The organism is Bradyrhizobium sp. UNPF46 (assembly GCF_006658625.1).
Taxonomy (GTDB): domain Bacteria; phylum Pseudomonadota; class Alphaproteobacteria; order Rhizobiales; family Xanthobacteraceae; genus Bradyrhizobium; species Bradyrhizobium nitroreducens.
Genome location: NZ_LFJB01000030.1, coordinates 34438 through 51636, shown reverse-complemented (window position 1 = coordinate 51636; position 17199 = coordinate 34438). Strand labels below are relative to the sequence as shown.

Sequence of the window (17199 nt, the reverse complement as noted above, 5' to 3'; positions counted from 1 at the left end):
GATGAATCGTCATCGCGCTTTAGGTTGTTGTTTGCGCATGATCTTTCCGGAAAACCGCTTCGCACTTTTCCGGATCATGCTTTAGGACTGATCCGACCATGGATCTAAGTCTGCCAGATCGGCCTCTCCCGCACGCCATCCGCCGCTCGGCAATGACGATCATGTGGGCGTGCACCGCCGTTCTCATGATCGGCCTGTTCGTGGTCATGGCCCGCGAGCCGTTCGAATACGTGGACGATCTTGCGTGGCTTTACCGGCTCGGCAATCAACGATTCGCCGAAATCCCCTTTAGCCCGGCTTGGATGGACGGCAGCCCGTTCTATCGGCCAGGTGCGGAGCTCTTGCTGAAACTGCTGCATTCCGCCTTTGGCTGGCATCTTTTGCCCTACCGGATCGTCCAATTTGGCGCTTTGCTCTTACTGTTGTGGACGACATCCGTCGCGGCGGCGCGGCTAGACCCGCCGGGTTCAACGGTTCCACTGCTTGCCGTTTTTCTGATCGGATCTCCGTTCATATCGGGGTCGGTCATATGGCTGAGCGAATTGCCTCACATTGTCGTTTTGATCTGCTTTGCGGCGGGTCTGGCTGTTGTCTTCTCTTCGCGGAGCGAAGGCATGAAGCTGACTCTGTGCGCCATCCTGTTTGTGGCGGCTCTCTCGATGAAGGAGAACGGCCTAGCTCTGCTGGTTTTCTACCCTTTTCTTGCGGCGTCTTTGCCGGTTAGGGCAACGCTGGTTTTCGGAGCCATCACGCTCGGATATTTCGCGATGAGAGCCGCGACCATCGGCCACGGAATGGGTCTGGCCAACGCGAGCCCGGTCGATATTCATTCCTATGTCGTCAACATCGCGTCACAGGTCATCGCGCTTTGGACTCGCCTGACCAAATGGGGAGAGCCGATACACGAACTTCGCTACGAGACTCCCCTGCAATTGGCATCGACTGCCTTGATCGCATTGCTATTGCCGAAATGGCGAAGCAGACCGGCGATATTGCTCCTCATTGTCGCTCTTGGCTGCGCAGTTTTCTCCTACGCCTATGCGAGGGATCGTCATTTGGCGCTGCCGGCGCTTGCCTACGGCCTGCTGCTCGCCATGGCGACGTCTAGTCAGCGGATTCGCTGGTTACCCGTTCTTGTCTGGATGGCCTGGTCCGTGCAGGCAGCACTTACGGTCCGGGATGTGCACAGAGCCTCCGTTGACCTGATCGAGCGAGTCTATCGCCCGAACGTCACGCCACCGATGCCGGCCCTTCCCGTGCATGTATGGGAAATAGCAAGGTCAACAGCACTCTCCCTGAGAAACTAGGCACTGAAGCATAGCGAATGCGAGGCTTCAGGCGAATTCGTGTCAGCATCCGCTCTTGAGCCGTGTTTGGTTATTGTCACATAGTTCGACGGCGTTCCGATCTCGATAGCCATGGAATTCGTCGCCGGGCCCAGACCGATAGCCACGTCACTTTAGGCGGAGACGTGCCGGCCCCGCCGACCGAGATGCACTCAGACAATGGAAATCTGATAAGAATTCCCGAGAACGGATACGATCCTGCAAGGACAAATGGCGCGCGAGCGCGTGCGGCGAGGAGCCCAATGCAACAACCGAGCGGAAACGAGCAAAATGCCGATCAGATCGCCTATTGGAACGGCCCGAGCGGGCAGCGCTGGGCCGATCGCCATGCGGCGCAGGAGAGCCTGCTCGGCCCCATTGCCGAGGTGCTGATCGACCGCGCCAAGCCGAAGCCGGGCGAGCGTATCCTCGATGTCGGCTGCGGTTCGGGGGCGACGACTTTCGCATTTGCGAAGGCAGTGGCGCCTGACGGTTTTGCACTCGGCCTCGACGTGTCCGAGCCGATGCTGTCGCAGGCACGCGCGTTTGCGCCCAAGGGGTTGCCGCTCGATTTCGTGCTGGCGGATGCCACCGTCTACCCATTCGAGCCGGCGAGCTTCGATCTGCTCGCCTCGCGCTTCGGCGTGATGTTCTTTGCCGATCCCATCGCGTCCTTCGCCAACCTGCGCCGCGCGCTGAAGCCCTCAGGGCGGCTCGCCTTTGCCTGCTGGCGCGAGCCGAAGGAAAACCCGTGGATGATGGCGCCGTTGATGGCGGTCTACAAGCATGTGCCGAAGATGCCGCCGGTCGGACCGGAGGAGCCGGGCCCGTTCGCCTTCGCCTCGGAAGAGCGCGTGACGCGCATCCTGAAAGGCGCGGGATTCGTGGACGTGGCGATGGAGCCGCACGATCTGCCGATGGATGTCGCGATCGGCGGCGGTCTCGACGCGGCGGTCGACGGCGCGCTCCAGATCGGCCCGGCCAGCCGCGCGCTGCAGGGGCATCCGCCGGAGACATATGAGGCCGCAAAAGCCTCGATCCGCGAGATGCTCACGCCGTTCCTGAAGGAGCAGAGCGTGGCGCTGCAGGGCGCGATCTGGATCGTGACGGCGAAGGCGACGTAAAGCGCAATGAGATTCGGATGGTTCGTCATCGCGCTTCAGGTTGTTGTTTGCGCCTGATCTTTCCGGAAAACCGCTTCGCACTTTTCCGGATCATGCTTTAGGATGCGTCATCCGAACTGCGCGTGAGCGGACATGCCGAGTGACGCAAGGCCGGGTGCGCTGGCAGGCGTGGACCGGAGGGGAGACGCTCAACGTCATGGCCGACTGCCGGGCGTGCAGCTCGGGCGCGCGGTGGCCGCTCTGGCCGTATTCTACTTTCACACGCATCTCGCGCTGATCTATTTCGACAAGTCGCAGCTCGTCACCTGGAAATTTCTGGCCGATCACGGAGCCGACGGGGTCGATCTGTTCTTTGCCATATCCGGCTTCATTGTCTGCTACGTCTCGACGGCGCCGGGTTACACGCCCCTAAGTTTCCTCGCCAAGCGCTTTTTCCGCATCTACCCCCTCAACGCGCTGGCCACGCTGGTGATGATCGTTCTCTTCAGCCGCAGCATCGGGGGGCCGCCTCAAGAGATCGAGCTGGGGCGGATACTGCGGTCGCTCCTGATCGTTCCGCAAGCCACACCGATGAACTCGGTCGGCTGGACACTCGAATACGAGGTGATTTTCTACCTCGTCTCCGCAGTGCTCATCCCGCTCGGCGGAGTCCGGCTGTTGCTCGTCTGGTGCGTCGCGGCTGCCTGGGTCGGGCGCGCGATCGAGCCTCAACCTCCGATCATCGCCCGTTTCGCTGACGGCCATTATGCCGACTTCGCCGCGGGCGTGTTCGCCTACATGATGATCGCACGGCTCTCCCCGCGCTGGAGCTCCAGTCTGGGGCTTCTGGCGCTCGCGGCCGGTGCGTATGTTTTCGGTCCGCGATTGACGGTATGGGCAACCCCCATGGCGTGCTGCCTGGCCGTCGCCGGCCTGGCGCTTCTGCCGGCGGCGCCGCGCTTGCTGGTCAAGCTTGGCGATGTCTCCTATGGCCTTTATGTGTGGCACTGGCCGGCATTCATGTTCTTGCCGTGGCTGGCGGCCTGGCTGCACTTCGACAAGGCGAATGGCGAGATCTGGCGCTGGGTCATGCTCGTGGTGGTCATCGCGATCGCGTCGGCGTCCTGGATCTTGCTCGAGCGTCCGATCAATCGCTGGGCGGCGCGTTGGCTGGCGCGACGTTCAAAGAACGGCGTCATTGCGGGCGCGGCCAGCTCCGACGTGACAGCTTAGAGCGTTTTCGAGCGAAGTGGACACCGGTTCGCGTGAAGAAAACGCGTTAAAACAAGAATCTAGAGCTTCGGTTCTGATTCAATCAGAACCGAAGATGCTCTAGCGGCACGTGGCGGACACGCTTGTCCCGGACGACAACGGTGGCCGGAGCCGGCCAAACAATGCCTCACACCACATCATCCGGTGCCAGCGCGCAGCCGTTGTCGGGATGGGTCTCGATCTGCAGCGTGGTGTGGCCGATGCGGAACGATGCCTTCAGCAGCTGCGCGGTCCCCATCAGGAAGGCGTCGTCCGTGCCGGCGGGCATGACGAGGTGGCAGGTCAGCGCCGTCTCGGTGGTCGAGATCGGCCAGACATGGAGGTCGTGGATCGCCGAGACGCCCGGACGCGCGAGCAAGAACGTCCTGATCGCGGCGAGGTCGGTGCCCCTGGGCGCAGCGGCCATCGACATGTCGACGGAGCCGCGCAACAGGCTGGTCGTGCTCCAGAGGATGGTGGCGCAGATGACGAGGCTGGTGATGGGATCGAGCCAGAGCCAACCGGTCCAGATGATCAGCGCGGCCGAGATCACGACGCCGAGCGAGACCGCGGCGTCGGCGGCCATGTGCAGGTAAGCGCCTTCGATGTTGATGTCGTCCTTGCGCCCGCTCGCAAACAGCATCGCGGTGAAGCCGTTGATGAGAATGCCGATGCCGGCGACCACCATCACGGTGACGCCTGCGATCGGCTCAGGCTCGCGCAGGCGCAAAATCGCCTCCCAGCCGATCGCGCCGGTTGCGACCAGCAGGAACACCGCGTTCGCCAGCGCCGCCAGGATGGTGGAAGCGCGAAAGCCGTAGGTGAAGCGGCCGCTCGGCGCGCGCCGGGCCGCGATCGAGGCGCCCCAGGCGATGACGAGGCCGAGCACGTCGGACAGATTATGGCCGGCGTCGGCGAGCAGCGCGGTGGAGTTGCCGATATAGCCGTAGACCGCTTCGGCCACGACCAGCGCGGTGTTCAGCGAGATGCCGATCGCGAAGGCCTTGCCGAAATTGGCGGGCGCATGGACATGCGCGTGGCCAAGTCCATGATCATGGCTGTGGTCATGACCGGGTCCATGATCGTGGCTGTGGCCGGCATGATCATGGTGGTGATGGCCGTGGTGGTCGTGGCTACCCAAGTCTAGCGCTCCCCGGACGCCGCCAAATCAGGCGCCATTCTAGGCGTTTCGTGCGCCCCGTCACGCCGGAACAGCACGTAGAGCGCTGGCAGCACCAGCAATGTCAGGATGGTCGAGGAGATGATGCCGCCGATCACCACGGTCGCCAGCGGCCGCTGTACCTCCGCGCCGGCACCGGTGGCGAGCGCCATCGGCACGAAGCCGAGCGAGGCGACCAGCGCCGTCATCAGCACCGGCCGCAGCCGCGTCAGCGCGCCCTCGCGCACGGCATCGGCGACGGATCGCCCCTCGCTGCGCAGCCGCTCGATGAAGGCGATGATGACGAGGCCGTTGAGCACGGCGACGCCCGACAGCGCGATGAAGCCGACGCCGGCGCTGATGGACAAGGGAATGCCGCGCAGCAGGAGCGCCGCGACGCCGCCCGTGAGCGCCAGCGGCACGCCTGAGAACACCAGTGCCGCATCGGCCGCCGATCCCATGCCCATGAACAGCAGCAGGAACACCAGCAGCAGCGCGACCGGCACCACGATGGTCAGCCGCTTGGTCGCGGAGACCAGCTGCTCGAACTGGCCGCCCCAGCCGATGAAGTAACCCGGCGGCAGCTTGACCTTCTCGGCCACCGCCGCCTCGGCATCAGTGACGAAAGAGCCGAGGTCGCGCGCGCGGACGTTGGCGGTGACGACGATGCGCCGCTTGCCGTTCTCGCGGCTGATCTGGTTGGGCCCCGGCGTCGCGTCGACGGTCGCGACCGACGACAGCGGCACGTATCGCATCTGGGCGAGGGGAGAGGCGGCCAGCGCGGTTCGAATGGCTGTGCCGGAGCCGGCTTCCTCGCCGGGCGGCAGCGGGATCGGGATCGCCCTGATCGCCTCGAGATTGCCGCGCAAATGTTCCGGCAGGCGGACCATGATCTCGAAGCGTCGGTCGCCCTCGAACAGCTTGCCGGCCGACTTGCCGCCGACCGCGATCTCGACGATGCCCTGCACCTCACTGATGCTGAGGCCGTAGCGGGCGAGCGCCTGGCGGTCGAGGCGGACGGTCAGGATCGGCAGACCCGCGACCTGCTCGATCTTGACGTCGCTGGCGCCGCGGACGCCGCGGATCGCGGCCTCCACCTGCTTGGCGGCGCCCTGCAGGATGTCGAGGTCGTCGCCGAAGATCTTGACGCCGACGTCGCTGCGTACGCCCGAGATCAGCTCGTTGACGCGGAACTGGATCGGCTGGGAGAGCTCATAGGCGCTGCCGGGAATGTCGTCGGCGGCATGGTCGATGGCCTCGATCACCTCCGATTTCGGCTTGCCCGGGTCGGGCCATTCGGCGCGCGGCTTCAGCATGACGTAGCCGTCGGTCTGTGCCGGCGACATCGGGTCGGTCGCGATCTCCGCGGTGCCGATGCGGGTGAAGAACTCCTTCACCTCGGGAATCTGCATGATGCGCCTTTCCAGCGCCTTCTGCAGGTCGAGCGACTGCGTGAGGCTGGTGCCGGGAATCCGGATCGAGGCCAGCGCGACGTCGCCTTCGTCGAGGCTCGGAATGAACTCGCCGCCCATTCGCGACGCGGCGCCGCCGCTTGCGATCACGATGAGCGCGGCCATGATGGCGACCGCGCCCCGGTTGTCGATGGCAAGGCGGAGCAGGGGGAGATAAGCGCGCTTCGCCATCCGCATGAACAGGTTTTCGTGCTCGGACACCTTGCCGGTGACGAAGATGGCGACCGCCGCCGGCACGAAGGTGATGGAGAACAGCACGGCGGCGCCCAGCGCCATCAGCACGGTCAGCGCCATCGGTGTGAACATCTTGCCCTCGACGCCGGTCAGCGTCAGCACGGGCAGGTAGACCACGGCGATGATCATCGTCCCGAACAGGCTCGGCTTGATGACTTCACTGGACCCGCGCCGGATCGCTCGCGATCGCTCCGAGACTGTCAGCAGCCCGCCTTTCTCGCGCTGCGCCTCGGCCAGCATGCGCAGGCAATTCTCGACGATGATCACGGCGCCGTCGACGATGATGCCGAAGTCGATGGCGCCGAGGCTCATCAGGTTCGCGCTGACCTTGGTCTCGACCATGCCGGTGACGGTCATGGCCATGGAGAGCGGAATGACGCAGGCCGTCACCAGCGCGGCGCGGATGTTGCCGAGGATCAGGAACAGCACGGCGACCACCAGCGCGGCGCCTTCCAGCAAATTGTTCTTGACGGTGCGGATGGTGGCTTCGACCAGATCGGTGCGATCGTAGACGGTCCGCGTCACGACGCCGTCGGGCAGCGATTTGCCGATCTCTTCCAGGCGGGCCGCGACGCGGCGCGCGACCGTGCGGCTGTTCTCGCCGATCAGCAGCATGGCGGTGCCGAGCACGGTCTCCTCGCCATTGCGGGTCGCCGCGCCCGTGCGCAGATCGCGGCCCTCTGTGACCGTCGCGACATCCCTGATCCGGACCGGATTGCCGCCGCGCGAACCGATCACGATGTCCTGGATCTCGCCGATATTGCCGACCTGGCCCGGCGAGCGGACCAGATATTGCTCGCCGTTGCGCTCGATATAGCCGGCGCCGACATTGGCGTTATTGGCGGCGAGCGCCGTCATGACGTCGCGGAAGCCGAGCCGGTAGGCCATCAGCTTGCCGGGGTCCGGCAGCACGTGGAATTGCCGTTCGAAGCCGCCGATGGTGTTGACCTCGATGACCCCCGGCACGTTGCGAAGCTGCGGCTTGATGATCCAGTCCTGCACGGTGCGCAGATCGGTCAGCGAATAGTCGTGGCCGCCTTGCGTCTTCGCGCCCGTCTTCGCTTCGACGGTGTACATGAAGATCTCGCCGAGCCCGGTCGAGACCGGCCCCATCGCCACCTCGACCCCGGCCGGAAGCTGGTCCTTCACCTGCTGGATCCGCTCGCCGACGAGCTGGCGGGCGAAGAAGATGTCGGTGCCGTCCTTGAAGACGATAGTCACCTGGCTGAGGCCGTAGCGCGACAGCGAGCGGGTGTAGTCGAGCCTCGGCAGGCCGCCCATCGCGGTCTCGACCGGGAAGGTGATGCGCTGCTCGGTTTCCAGCGGCGAATAGCCGGGGGCGCGGGTGTTGATCTGGACCTGGACGTTGGTGATGTCAGGCACGGCGTCGATCGGCAGGCGCTGGAAATTCCAGGCGCCGAAGGCGACGGCGCCGAGCGCGAGCAGGAGGACCAGCCAGCGCTGTTGCAGCGAGACGGCGATGAGGCGCTCAATCATGTTCGGCCTCGCCCTTGCCCATCTCCGCCTTCACGACGAAACTGTTCTCCGCAACGTAGTGCTCACCGGCGGCAAGCCCCGCCTTGATCTCGACATGGCGCGGATCGGAATCGCCAAGCTCCACCGGGCGGGCTTCGATCTTGTCGCCGTCCTCGCGGACGAACACGATGGTCCTGTTCTCCAGCGTCTGGATCGCGCTTTTGCGAACGGCCACCGCGACATTGCGTGCGGCAAGGATCAGCTTGGCGGTGACGAACAGGCCGGGACGCAGCCGGCCTTCGGGATTCGCCAGCACAACGCGCGCCAATGCGGTCTGGGTCTCGCTGGAGCCGATCGGCGCCATGTAGGAGATCGTGCCCTTGATCTCGCCGCGGCCGTCGTCGGGATCGATCAGCACCTCGTCGTTGAGACGGACGCGCCGCAGATCCTGCCGGTAGATCGACAGATCGACCCAGATGGTGGAGAGGTCGGCGACCACGAAGGCCGGCTTCTGCTCGGAGGCGTATTCGCCGAGCGAGATCTGCCGCTCGATGATGGTTCCGGCAATGGGCGCCTTCAGCTCGTAGACGGTGAGGCTCTGGTTGCTCTCGATCGCGGCGAGCAGATCGTCCTTGCCGACCTTGTCGCCGATCCGCTTCTGGATCGATTTGGCGAGGCCCGGAAAGCGCGGCGTCACCTGCACCACGGCCTCCTGGTTGGCGCGCAGGATGCCGTTGAAGGCGAGCGTGTCGTTCAGCGTGGCGCTCGCGGCCTCCGCCAGCACCACGCCGGCCGCCGCCAGCTTGACGTCGGAGATGCGGATACGGTCGGCGCCGTGCTCGTCCTGCTCGACATGATCGTTCGGCTTCTTCGGTTCGGAATGCTCGGCGTGCTCGGCGGGCGCGACCTTGGCCGGGGCGAGCAGGGAATAGCCGTAAGCGCCGAGCGCAGCGGCAGCGATGGCGACGAGAATGGTCGAGGACGTCTTCATCGTGCGCTCTCCCGCGCCAGCGTGAAGGGATTGCCGACGAGGCCTTCGATGGTGGCGACACCGGCATGGAAATTCTGCAGCGCCTCCTGCTCGCGCAGCCGCGCCTGGGTGACGCTGGCCTGGGCGTCGAGCACCTCGAGCAGGGTGAAGCGGCCCTGGCCGTAGCCTTGCGAGATGGCCTCGGAGGCCTCGACGGCCTTGGGGATCGCGGTCTCGCGTAGCACCGCGAGCTCGCGCAGCGAGCCCTGCACCGAGTCGTAGGCGCGGCCGGCGATCACGATCAGCGTGTTGCGGTTGGCCTCGCGCTCGGCCTTGGTCTTGGCGAGGCTTTCCTGCGCCGAGAGGATGTTGCCCTGGTTCTGGTCGAACACGGGGATCGGCACCGACAGGGACAGCCTGACTGCATCGTCATTGGTGTCGTTGAAGTGGCGCCAGCCGGCGGCGATCCGCACGTCCGGATAGGGCTTGAGCCGCGCCAGCAAAAGCTCGGCATTGCGCTGGGCATAAACCGCGGTCCAGCGCACCAGCTGCGGATTGGCGTCGATGGCGGCGACCACCGCCTGGAACGCCGGAGGCTTGCCCATGGTGTCGAGCCGGCCGGAGACCTCGCCGTATTTGGCGTTGGGATCGCCCATCAGCACCGCGAGCTCGCGCCGGGCGCTCGCCAGGCTCGCCTTGAAGCGCTCGCGGTCGGCCTTCACCAGGGCGGAGGCGACTTCGGCGCGACCGGTCTCGGCCGGCGAGGAGGCGCCGGCCTCGACGCGGCGGCGGAGCAGCGGCGTCAGGCGGTCGATCGCCGCGATCTGCTCGTCGAGGATCTGGATGCGCCGCTGCGCACCGAGCACGCTGAGGAAGGCGATCGCGGTCTCCGACAGCACCTCGAGCCTGATCGCCTTGCGCTGGATCGCGGCGACCTCGATGCCGGCAGCGCCAGCCGCGATCCGCGCGTCGCGCTTGCCGAACAGCTCGAACGCCTGGCTGATCTGGAGCGTGGTCTCGGCCGAGCGCGTGCCGCGATAGATGCCGGAGCCGAACGAATTGTCCTGCTCATAGGACAGTTCCGGATTGAGCAGGGCGCCGGCCTGGATGCGCTGGCCCGTGGCGATGCCGACGTCGCGCTCGGCTGCCGTCAGCCGCGGGCTCGCGGCCAGCGCGCGCGAGAGCGCGCTCCGCATCGTCAAAGTCTGGGCGTGTGACGGGGCAAGCGCCGATCCTGCGATCAGACACGCCACCGCGCACGCCAGGCGCGCGGCCATTCTCCTGCGAAACATAAAACCGACCTGTGAAGGATGAACCTAATGGGCGCGAAACGCCCGACCAATCCGTTCAGGCAATATGTTTGGGAGGAGGAGAGTCGGTATCGGGGGTGATGCCGGCGAGCTGGGGTGCAGGCTGCGGGCTCGTTGCCGACACGAGCGCGGTCGATGCGGTCGATGGCGCCTGCTGCGTCGCCGTCAGCGAGAAGCAGCCATGGCAATGATGTCCGCCGATGGCCTTGTGGTCGCTATGGCCCGTGGATCCATCCAGGACCGCGGCGATCTCCGAACCGCCGCCGGGCGTGGTGACGTCGATGTCGTGCGCGCCGTGCAGCGCACCCGCGAGCAGATAGACGATCGCGATCAGCACGGACAGCAGCCCGCGCCATTTGCGCGGACGGCAAGTTGCTGAGGGCTGGCGGTTCGCGAGCACGACGTCACTCTGGTTGCGGTCTGTGCCCGGCCTAGCATGGCGGCGGGAACAGTGTCGACCCGCAACATTGTTACGTCCCGGGAACAATTGCCGCAGCAGCGAAGGCGCGGCGATCGCGTCTCATTGGCGGGCAATAATCCGCCGGCGTGAGGCGAATGGCTCGATGGCCGCTGTGTGAGGAACAGGTGCGGTGATCGCAGACACGGAACGGCCCCAGCCGCCCTGACCGGCTGAGGCCTTGTGCTCACAATCTTCATCCTCGGGACTCCCGCAGTGAACTCGCAGCTCGCCAGTTCGTTCCCGCTGCTCCCTCGAATTTGGAACGTTCTGCATGCGTCGCGATTAGCGACCATAAGAAACCGAGGAGGAAGGACAATGGACGGACTGATTTATCTGATCGGCTTGATCGTCGTCATCATGGCGATCCTGTCGTTCTTCGGCCTGCGTTGAGAGGGCCGCGATGACGGTCGAAACTCTTGTGCGGGAAGAATTCATCGAGGGCGGCCTGGAGGGCGAAGCCCCCCGCAGCATCCAGTGGAGCTCGGTGTTCGCAGGCGCTCTCGCCGCCGGCGCGATGTCTTTCATCCTGATCGGCTTCGGCGTCGCCGTCGGTCTTGGTGTCAGCTCGGCCTCGCCGACATGGCGTGACGCCTCGGCGGCGCTGGCGCTGCTCTCAGGGCTTTATCTGATCATCCAGGCGATCATCAGCTTCGGCTTCGGCGGCTACATCGCGGGCCGCACGACACGCCCGGCGCCGACGCTGGCGACGATCGAGGACGATGGCGAGCGGCGGGACGGTCTGCACGGGCTGACCGCCTGGGCCCTGGCCGTGCTGGCGGGGGCGGCGCTGCTTGCGCTGCTCGGCGCTGCCGCGATCGACCGTTCGCCGCTGCGCAGCTCGGCCAGCAATATGTCCGCGGCCGAGCGGATGTTGAGCTATGAGCTCGACAAGCTGTTCCGCGCGCCGCGTCGGGCGCCAAACGTCGATTTGAGGGAAGCCCGTGCCGAAGCGGGACGCATTCTGCTGACCTCGTCCAGTCATAGCGGCGTCGGCACTGACGACCGGGCCTACCTCGTGCAGCAGGTCGCTGGCCTCACGGGACTGCAGGCCCCCGACGCCGAGCGGCGCGTCGATGCGCTGATCGCCGACGCCAGGACGGCGATCAATCGCGCAAGGCGCAACTCGATCATCGTGGCGTTCTCGGTCGCGGCTGCGACCTTGATCGGCGCCGCGGTGGCGTGGGCTGCGGCCGTGGCCGGCGGGCGGCATCGTGACGGCGAACCGCTGCCGAACTGGATGGCGAGTTCAAACCGCTTCCATCGCAATCCGCGCGCGATGCCGGTGCCATAGGCTGCAAAACAAATGGCCGGGCGCAAGCCCGGCCATACGAATGCCTGCAGGAGGCTTCAGGCCTTCTCTTCCCAGATCATCGCCAGATGCACGATGGTCTGCACGGCCTTTTCCATGTCCTGCCGGCTGACCCATTCGAGTCGCGAGTGGAAGGCGTGCTCGCCGGCGAAAATGTTGGGGCAGGGCAGGCCCATGAAGGACAGGCGCGAGCCGTCGGTGCCGCCGCGGATTGCGGTGCGCATTGGCCGCAGCCCGGCCCGGCGGATCGCCTCGATGGCATATTCCAGCACGTGCGGGTGACGGTCGATCACCTGCTTCATGTTGCGATACTGCTCCTTCACCTCGAAGCTGTAGGTCGAGCGCGGATAGTCCTTCATCACGTCCTTGACGATGTCCTCGAGCAGAGCCTCCTTCTCCTTCAGCCCTTCCTCGGTGAAGTCGCGCACGATGAAGGAGAGCGTTGCCCGTTCCAGCGCGCCCTCGATGCCGATCGGATGCAGGAAGCCCTGCTTGCCCGAGGTCGTCTCCGGCGAGCAGCCTTCCTTCGGCAGCCGCTCGACGATGGCGGCGGCGATCTTGATCGCGTGCTCCATCTTGCCCTTGGCGTAGCCGGGATGGGCGCTGACACCGGTGATGGTGATGGTGGCGCCGTCAGCCGAGAAGGTCTCGTCCTCGACGCAGCCGGCGCTCTCGCCGTCCATGGTGTAGCCGAAATCGGCGCCCAGCTTCTTGATGTCGACATTGTCGACGCCGCGGCCGATCTCTTCGTCCGGCGTGAACAGGATCTTGATGGTGCCGTGCTTCACGTCGGGATTGTTGATGAAGAACTGCGCGGCATCCATGATCTCGGCGACGCCGGCCTTGTTGTCGGCGCCGAGCAGCGTCGTGCCGTCGGTGGTGATGATGTCGTTGCCGATCTGGTTCTTCAGCGCCGGATGCTCGTTGAAGCGGATCACCTGGCTGGTGTCGCCCGGCAGCGTGATGTCGCCGCCGCGATAGTTCTTCCAGACCTGCGGCTTGACGTCCTTGCCGGTGACGTCGGGCGAGGTATCCATGTGCGAGCAGAAGCAGATCACCGGCACCTTCTTGGTCGTATTGGCCGGGATGGTGCCGTAGACATAGCCGTAGTCGTCGAGATGGGCGTCCGCGACGCCCATCTCCTTGAGCTCGGCGGCCAGCACGCGGCCGAGATCCTTCTGCTTCTCGGTCGAGGGCGAGCGAGGCGAATCCGGATCGGACTGGGTGTCGATGGTGACGTAGCGCAGGAAGCGCTCGGTTACGGTATGCGAAAAGATGAGAGAGGACATTTCTGGTCAAACCGCCGGGTCAAGGGGATGAGAGGCGGTATATCAGAAAGCGGGCCGCGTTGCGGCCGGAACGAGATGAGATCAGCCTTAACGAAATCTGGCTTGCAGCGTTTTCGAGCGAAGTGGATCCCGGTTCGCGTGAAGAAACCGCGTCAAAACGGGAATCTAGATCGCCTCTTTCAGTTCCTTCACGGGGCGGAACGTGACCTTCTTGCTGGCCTTGATGTGGATCGGCTCGCCGGTGGCGGGATTGCGGCCGGTGCGGGCGGCGCGCTTGCGGACCTGGAGGATGCCGAGCCCGACGATGCGGACGCGGTCGCCCTTCTTCAGGTGCTTGGCGATCAGATCGACCATGTCGGTCAGGACGGCCTCGGCGCGCTTCTTGGACAGGTCCTGACTCTCGGCGATGTCGGCGGCGAGGTGCTTGAGCGTAATGGTGGCAGAAGCGGCTGACTTCTTCGCCGAATCCTTCTTGGCCGAATCCTTCTTAGCCATGGCTGGCCTCCTCAATGACCGGGAAGCCCCGAAAATGCCGGGAAAACGTGGAGCTCCCTCTAAGTCCTTTGAGACGTAGACGATTCGGGCGCCAGCTGACTATGCCACCAGTTCCCGCCGGACGCCGGCCATCGCCGCGAAAGGCGTCGAGAAGTTCGGGCTAAGTTTTTGAAGGGATTGCCAAAATGGCGCGAGAGACGGGGCTCGAACCCGCGACCTCCGGCGTGACAGGCCGGCGCTCTAACCAACTGAGCTACTCCCGCGTGGTTCGCTCGATGCGCGCGGAACGAGGGGGGACTTAAAGGCGGGGCTGGGTGAAGTCAAGGACGTTGCGAAGCGCCGGCGCATCTCCGCTTAAGCATTGCTCTGGAAAACGAAAAAGGCCGCCCGGAGGCGGCCATGGGTCAGTCCGGAAGAGGACGTTTCAGCGAATCTCGGACGTCCCGGCGCTCGTCACCACCACCGGCTTGCCGGCCTTGATCACGTGGGTGGCCTGGGCGGTCTGGCTGTAATCGGCGTTGGTGCGGGCTGCGATGCCGAAGCCGGCCACCATGATGCCGGCCACCAGCGCCACCACCACGATCTTCAGGTGGGTCGCACGATCAGCAGAGTGAATGGAGTGGTTCATCTGAGCCTCCCGACGGGCTTTGCCGCCGTCTATGGGCTCATGTCTTAAGGACCATCTGTTTCCGGATGGTTTCGCGGGTTCCGCAAAATGGTTTCATTAATACGCCCGCTGGGTTTCGCCGGGCTTGCGGTCAGATGAGGTCTCAGGCCGCCACCCGGTCGATATCGGCCCGGATCGACCGTGCCGCCCAGATGAAGAGCAGGGCGCCGAGCGTGGTCGTGACCGCCGCCGAGAGCAGGGAATAGCGCACGGCCTCGGCGCCATAGCTACCCTTCAACGCGTCGTTGACCATGCCGACCGCGAGCGGGCCGACGCCCTGGCCGAAGCAGGTGGCGGTCAGCGCGATCAGCGCGGAGGCGAGCGCCCGCATGCTGGGCTTGGCCACCGTCTGCGCGATCGCGAAGATCGGGCCGAGATGGAAGCCGACCAGGAACGAGGTCAGCGCCAGCATGGCGACCATCATCCTGAAGTCCTGCGTCAGCATGCACAGCGCGAACACCGGGCCGGCAAGGCCGGAGGTGATCGCGGGCGCCCACAGCTTCCAGCGGTCGTCGCGGCGGCTCACTTGCGCCACCACGAAACCGCCGAGCAAGGTACCGGCCATGCCGGCAAGGCCCTTGAAGGTGCCGGCATAGGTGCCGATCTCGGCGCTGGACAGATGATGCACGCGCGCCAGGAACGGCGGGATCCAGGCCGCGGTGGCGTAGTTCGTGTAAGTCGTGAGGCAGAAGCCGATCAGGACGATGATGAAGCTGCGCTGCGAGGCGAGAAAGCGCAATGTTGGCCCGAGCGGCTCGGGCACGAAGCTCTCCTGCATCGCGCCGCGCTTCGGCTCGGAGATCGTCAGCCACAGCACGACGGCGAGCAGGATGCCGGGCAGGCCGGCGACGTAGAACGCCATCCGCCAGCCATAGTGCTGGTTGACGTAGCCGCCGACGAAATAGCCGAGGAAAACGCCGAGATAGGTGCCGATGGCGTAGATCCCGAGCGCGCGCGGGCGCTCGTTCTTGGCGAAGAGATCGGCGACGATCGATTGCGAGGCGGGAGAGCCTGCGGATTCGCCGATGCCGACGCCGATGCGCGCCAGCGCCAGCGAGGTCAGGCTGGTGGCGGCACCGCACAGCGCCGTCATCGCGCTCCAGAACGCGAACGCCAACGCGACGATGTTGCGCCGGTTGACCCGGTCGGCGACGCGCGCGATGGGAATGCCGAGCAGGGAATAGAACAGCGCAAAGCCAAAGCCTGCGAGCAGGCCCATCATGGTGTCGCTGAGGGCGAACTCTTTCTTGATGGGCTCGATCAGCACGTTGAAGATCGTGCGGTCGAGGAAGTTCAGCGCGTAGATGATGGTGAGCAGCCCCAGCACGTAATAGCGCCGCGCCGAGGGCTTTGCCGCGGCAGCCGTCTGCACCGACATTTGTGACGTCACGTCGACCATGGCTTCCCCCAATTTGTGTTTATTATCGTTGTCGGTCCAGCTCCGTTTGGAGCTGGTAGATCAGCCTTCGCGGATGTAATTCCCCGCCTCGAACTCCACCGGCGGCGCGCTCGCATCGAACGAGACGCCGATCGGGTCGCGGCCTGCGGCGAGCGCGTCGAGCTGATCGCTCAGCATGCGCCGGATCAGGAGGATGCCGCGGTCGCTCTGGCCGAAATGTTCCTCGGAGTGAACGGTGACCTCGCCCTGGCCGACCTGGGCCTCGTAGTCGCCCGGGAATTGCTGGTGCTCTGCCTCGGTCATGTCCCACCAGAACTTGCCGTTGAACTTCGAGCGCATCCGGCCGATGTCGCCGGGGTTCTTGACGCGGCCGGCGACGTAGATGCGGAACGAGCCGTCGTCGATCGGCAGCACCCAGCCGATGGACTCGACGCGGGCGAACTGCGCGACGCGCGGGTTCGGCACCACGCGCAAGGTCGGCAGCGCCGCCTCGCTGACGCGATAGAACACCTTGCCGTCGTCCTGCTTGCGTTCGGAGCGCACGAGCACGCCGCGCGGCGATTTCTCGAACTTCACCTCGGGGATGGAGGCCATCATGTCAGTGAATTGCGGCCCCGAGAACGAGCCGTGCAGCACCGGCACGTGATAGGGATCGACCACGTTCTCGAAATGCTGCAGCCAGTTGCAGGGGATGATGGTGGGGCCGCCGCCGCCGATCGAGGAATCATCGGCCTCGACCTGCTCGCCGTCGTCCATGGTCTCCAGGCACTCGTACGCCGGCAGCACCGGCCGTTTCTCGGCCGGGCCCATATAGGCGAAGATCAGGCCGTAGCGCTCCTCGACCGGATACCAGGGCTGGCGCACCTTGTCCTTGAACTGGCCGCCGTCGGGCTCGCAGGGCTGCTCCAGGCAATGGCCCTCGGTGTCGAATTTCCAGCCGTGATAGCAGCAGCGGATGCCGTCCTCCTCGACCTTGCCGTAGTACAGCGTCGTGCCGCGATGGCAGCAGCGGGCGTGCAACAGGCCGGCGCGGCCGTGCTTGTCGCGGAACAGGACGAGATCCTCGCCGAGCGCGCGCACCTTCTTCGGTGTGTCGGTGGCGTCGGAAGCGAGCCCGACCGGATGCCAGTAGCGGCGCAGCAGCTCACCCATCGGTGTGCCGCGCCCGACCGAGGTCAGCTCGGTGCGCGTGTGCGCCGGCTTCATCGCATAGGCCGTGCCGAGATCGCGATCCCGCTGGGTGATGGTCATGCCGGTCCTCCCGCTGCGGCCCTTGGTCC

At 65.3% G+C, this 17199-nt stretch carries 15 protein-coding genes and 1 tRNA gene; 5 read left to right on the top strand and 11 right to left on the bottom strand.

Translation table 11 applies throughout. The features are described 5' to 3' along the window. Window positions 1-98 precede the first annotated feature (98 nt). The 3 genes from UNPF46_RS13655 (at window position 99) to UNPF46_RS13645 (ending at window position 3661) form a co-directional block, all read left to right on the top strand. On the top strand, window positions 99-1307 hold the full coding sequence (locus UNPF46_RS13655) for a hypothetical protein (RefSeq protein WP_142250351.1): 1209 nt from the start codon (window positions 99-101) through the stop codon (window positions 1305-1307). 281 nt (window positions 1308-1588) lie between these two features. Next, window positions 1589-2449, top strand: a complete 861-nt coding sequence (locus UNPF46_RS13650) for a class I SAM-dependent methyltransferase (RefSeq protein WP_142250350.1) — start codon at window positions 1589-1591, stop codon at window positions 2447-2449. 132 nt (window positions 2450-2581) lie between these two features. Next, complete coding sequence (locus tag UNPF46_RS13645; RefSeq protein ID WP_142250349.1) at window positions 2582-3661, top strand: acyltransferase family protein; 1080 nt, start codon at window positions 2582-2584, stop codon at window positions 3659-3661. A 166-nt stretch (window positions 3662-3827) separates the two neighbouring features. Here the strand turns inward: UNPF46_RS13645 and UNPF46_RS13640 are convergent, their stop codons facing one another. From UNPF46_RS13640 to UNPF46_RS13615, 5 genes are read right to left on the bottom strand one after another with little or no spacing between them, the layout of a single operon-like run. Then, complete coding sequence (locus UNPF46_RS13640) at window positions 3828-4820, bottom strand: cation diffusion facilitator family transporter (protein WP_181769915.1); 993 nt, start codon at window positions 4818-4820, stop codon at window positions 3828-3830. A 2-nt stretch (window positions 4821-4822) separates the two neighbouring features. Then, a complete protein-coding gene (locus tag UNPF46_RS13630; protein WP_142250348.1) occupies window positions 4823-8041 on the bottom strand; it encodes an efflux RND transporter permease subunit in 3219 nt (1072 codons plus the stop codon). After that, the gene (gene ihpB / locus UNPF46_RS13625) at window positions 8034-9011 is read right to left on the bottom strand and encodes a divalent metal ion exporter adaptor subunit IhpB (RefSeq protein ID WP_142250347.1); all 978 of its coding nucleotides are present in this window, start codon (window positions 9009-9011) and stop codon (window positions 8034-8036) included. The genes UNPF46_RS13630 and ihpB overlap by 8 nt, the downstream gene beginning before the upstream one ends. Further along, a complete protein-coding gene (gene ihpA / locus UNPF46_RS13620; protein WP_142250346.1) occupies window positions 9008-10282 on the bottom strand; it encodes a divalent metal ion exporter subunit IhpA in 1275 nt (424 codons plus the stop codon). The genes ihpB and ihpA overlap by 4 nt, the downstream gene beginning before the upstream one ends. Window positions 10283-10337: 55 nt before the next feature. Beyond that, complete coding sequence (locus UNPF46_RS13615; protein WP_142250345.1) at window positions 10338-10700, bottom strand: hypothetical protein; 363 nt, start codon at window positions 10698-10700, stop codon at window positions 10338-10340. Window positions 10701-10973: 273 nt separating this feature from the next. On the opposite strand from UNPF46_RS13615, the gene UNPF46_RS37475 reads away from it, so the two are divergent. Next, a complete protein-coding gene (locus UNPF46_RS37475; RefSeq protein ID WP_161497288.1) occupies window positions 10974-11150 on the top strand; it encodes a hypothetical protein in 177 nt (58 codons plus the stop codon). Window positions 11151-11160: 10 nt separating this feature from the next. Next, complete coding sequence (locus UNPF46_RS13610) at window positions 11161-12051, top strand: hypothetical protein (RefSeq protein WP_142250344.1); 891 nt, start codon at window positions 11161-11163, stop codon at window positions 12049-12051. Window positions 12052-12107: 56 nt separating this feature from the next. Here the strand turns inward: UNPF46_RS13610 and pepT are convergent, their stop codons facing one another. The 6 genes from pepT to UNPF46_RS13580 all read right to left on the bottom strand — a co-directional run bounded on the left by pepT (window position 12108) and on the right by UNPF46_RS13580 (window position 17170). Then, complete coding sequence (gene pepT, locus UNPF46_RS13605) at window positions 12108-13358, bottom strand: peptidase T (RefSeq protein WP_100179672.1); 1251 nt, start codon at window positions 13356-13358, stop codon at window positions 12108-12110. A gap of 165 nt (window positions 13359-13523) precedes the next feature. Next, entirely contained in the window at window positions 13524-13853 is a 330-nt protein-coding gene (locus UNPF46_RS13600) for an HU family DNA-binding protein (RefSeq protein WP_142250343.1), read from the bottom strand. A gap of 186 nt (window positions 13854-14039) precedes the next feature. After that, window positions 14040-14116 (bottom strand) — tRNA-Asp (locus UNPF46_RS13595). Between the two features lie 161 nt (window positions 14117-14277). Continuing rightward, window positions 14278-14481, bottom strand: coding sequence for a hypothetical protein (locus UNPF46_RS13590; RefSeq protein ID WP_100179674.1), 204 nt, complete (start codon window positions 14479-14481; stop codon window positions 14278-14280). A 142-nt stretch (window positions 14482-14623) separates the two neighbouring features. Beyond that, entirely contained in the window at window positions 14624-15919 is a 1296-nt protein-coding gene (locus tag UNPF46_RS13585; RefSeq protein ID WP_142250342.1) for a spinster family MFS transporter, read from the bottom strand. 60 nt (window positions 15920-15979) lie between these two features. After that, window positions 15980-17170, bottom strand: a complete 1191-nt coding sequence (locus UNPF46_RS13580; RefSeq protein WP_100179676.1) for an aromatic ring-hydroxylating dioxygenase subunit alpha — start codon at window positions 17168-17170, stop codon at window positions 15980-15982. Between the last annotated feature and the right edge of the window lie 29 nt (window positions 17171-17199).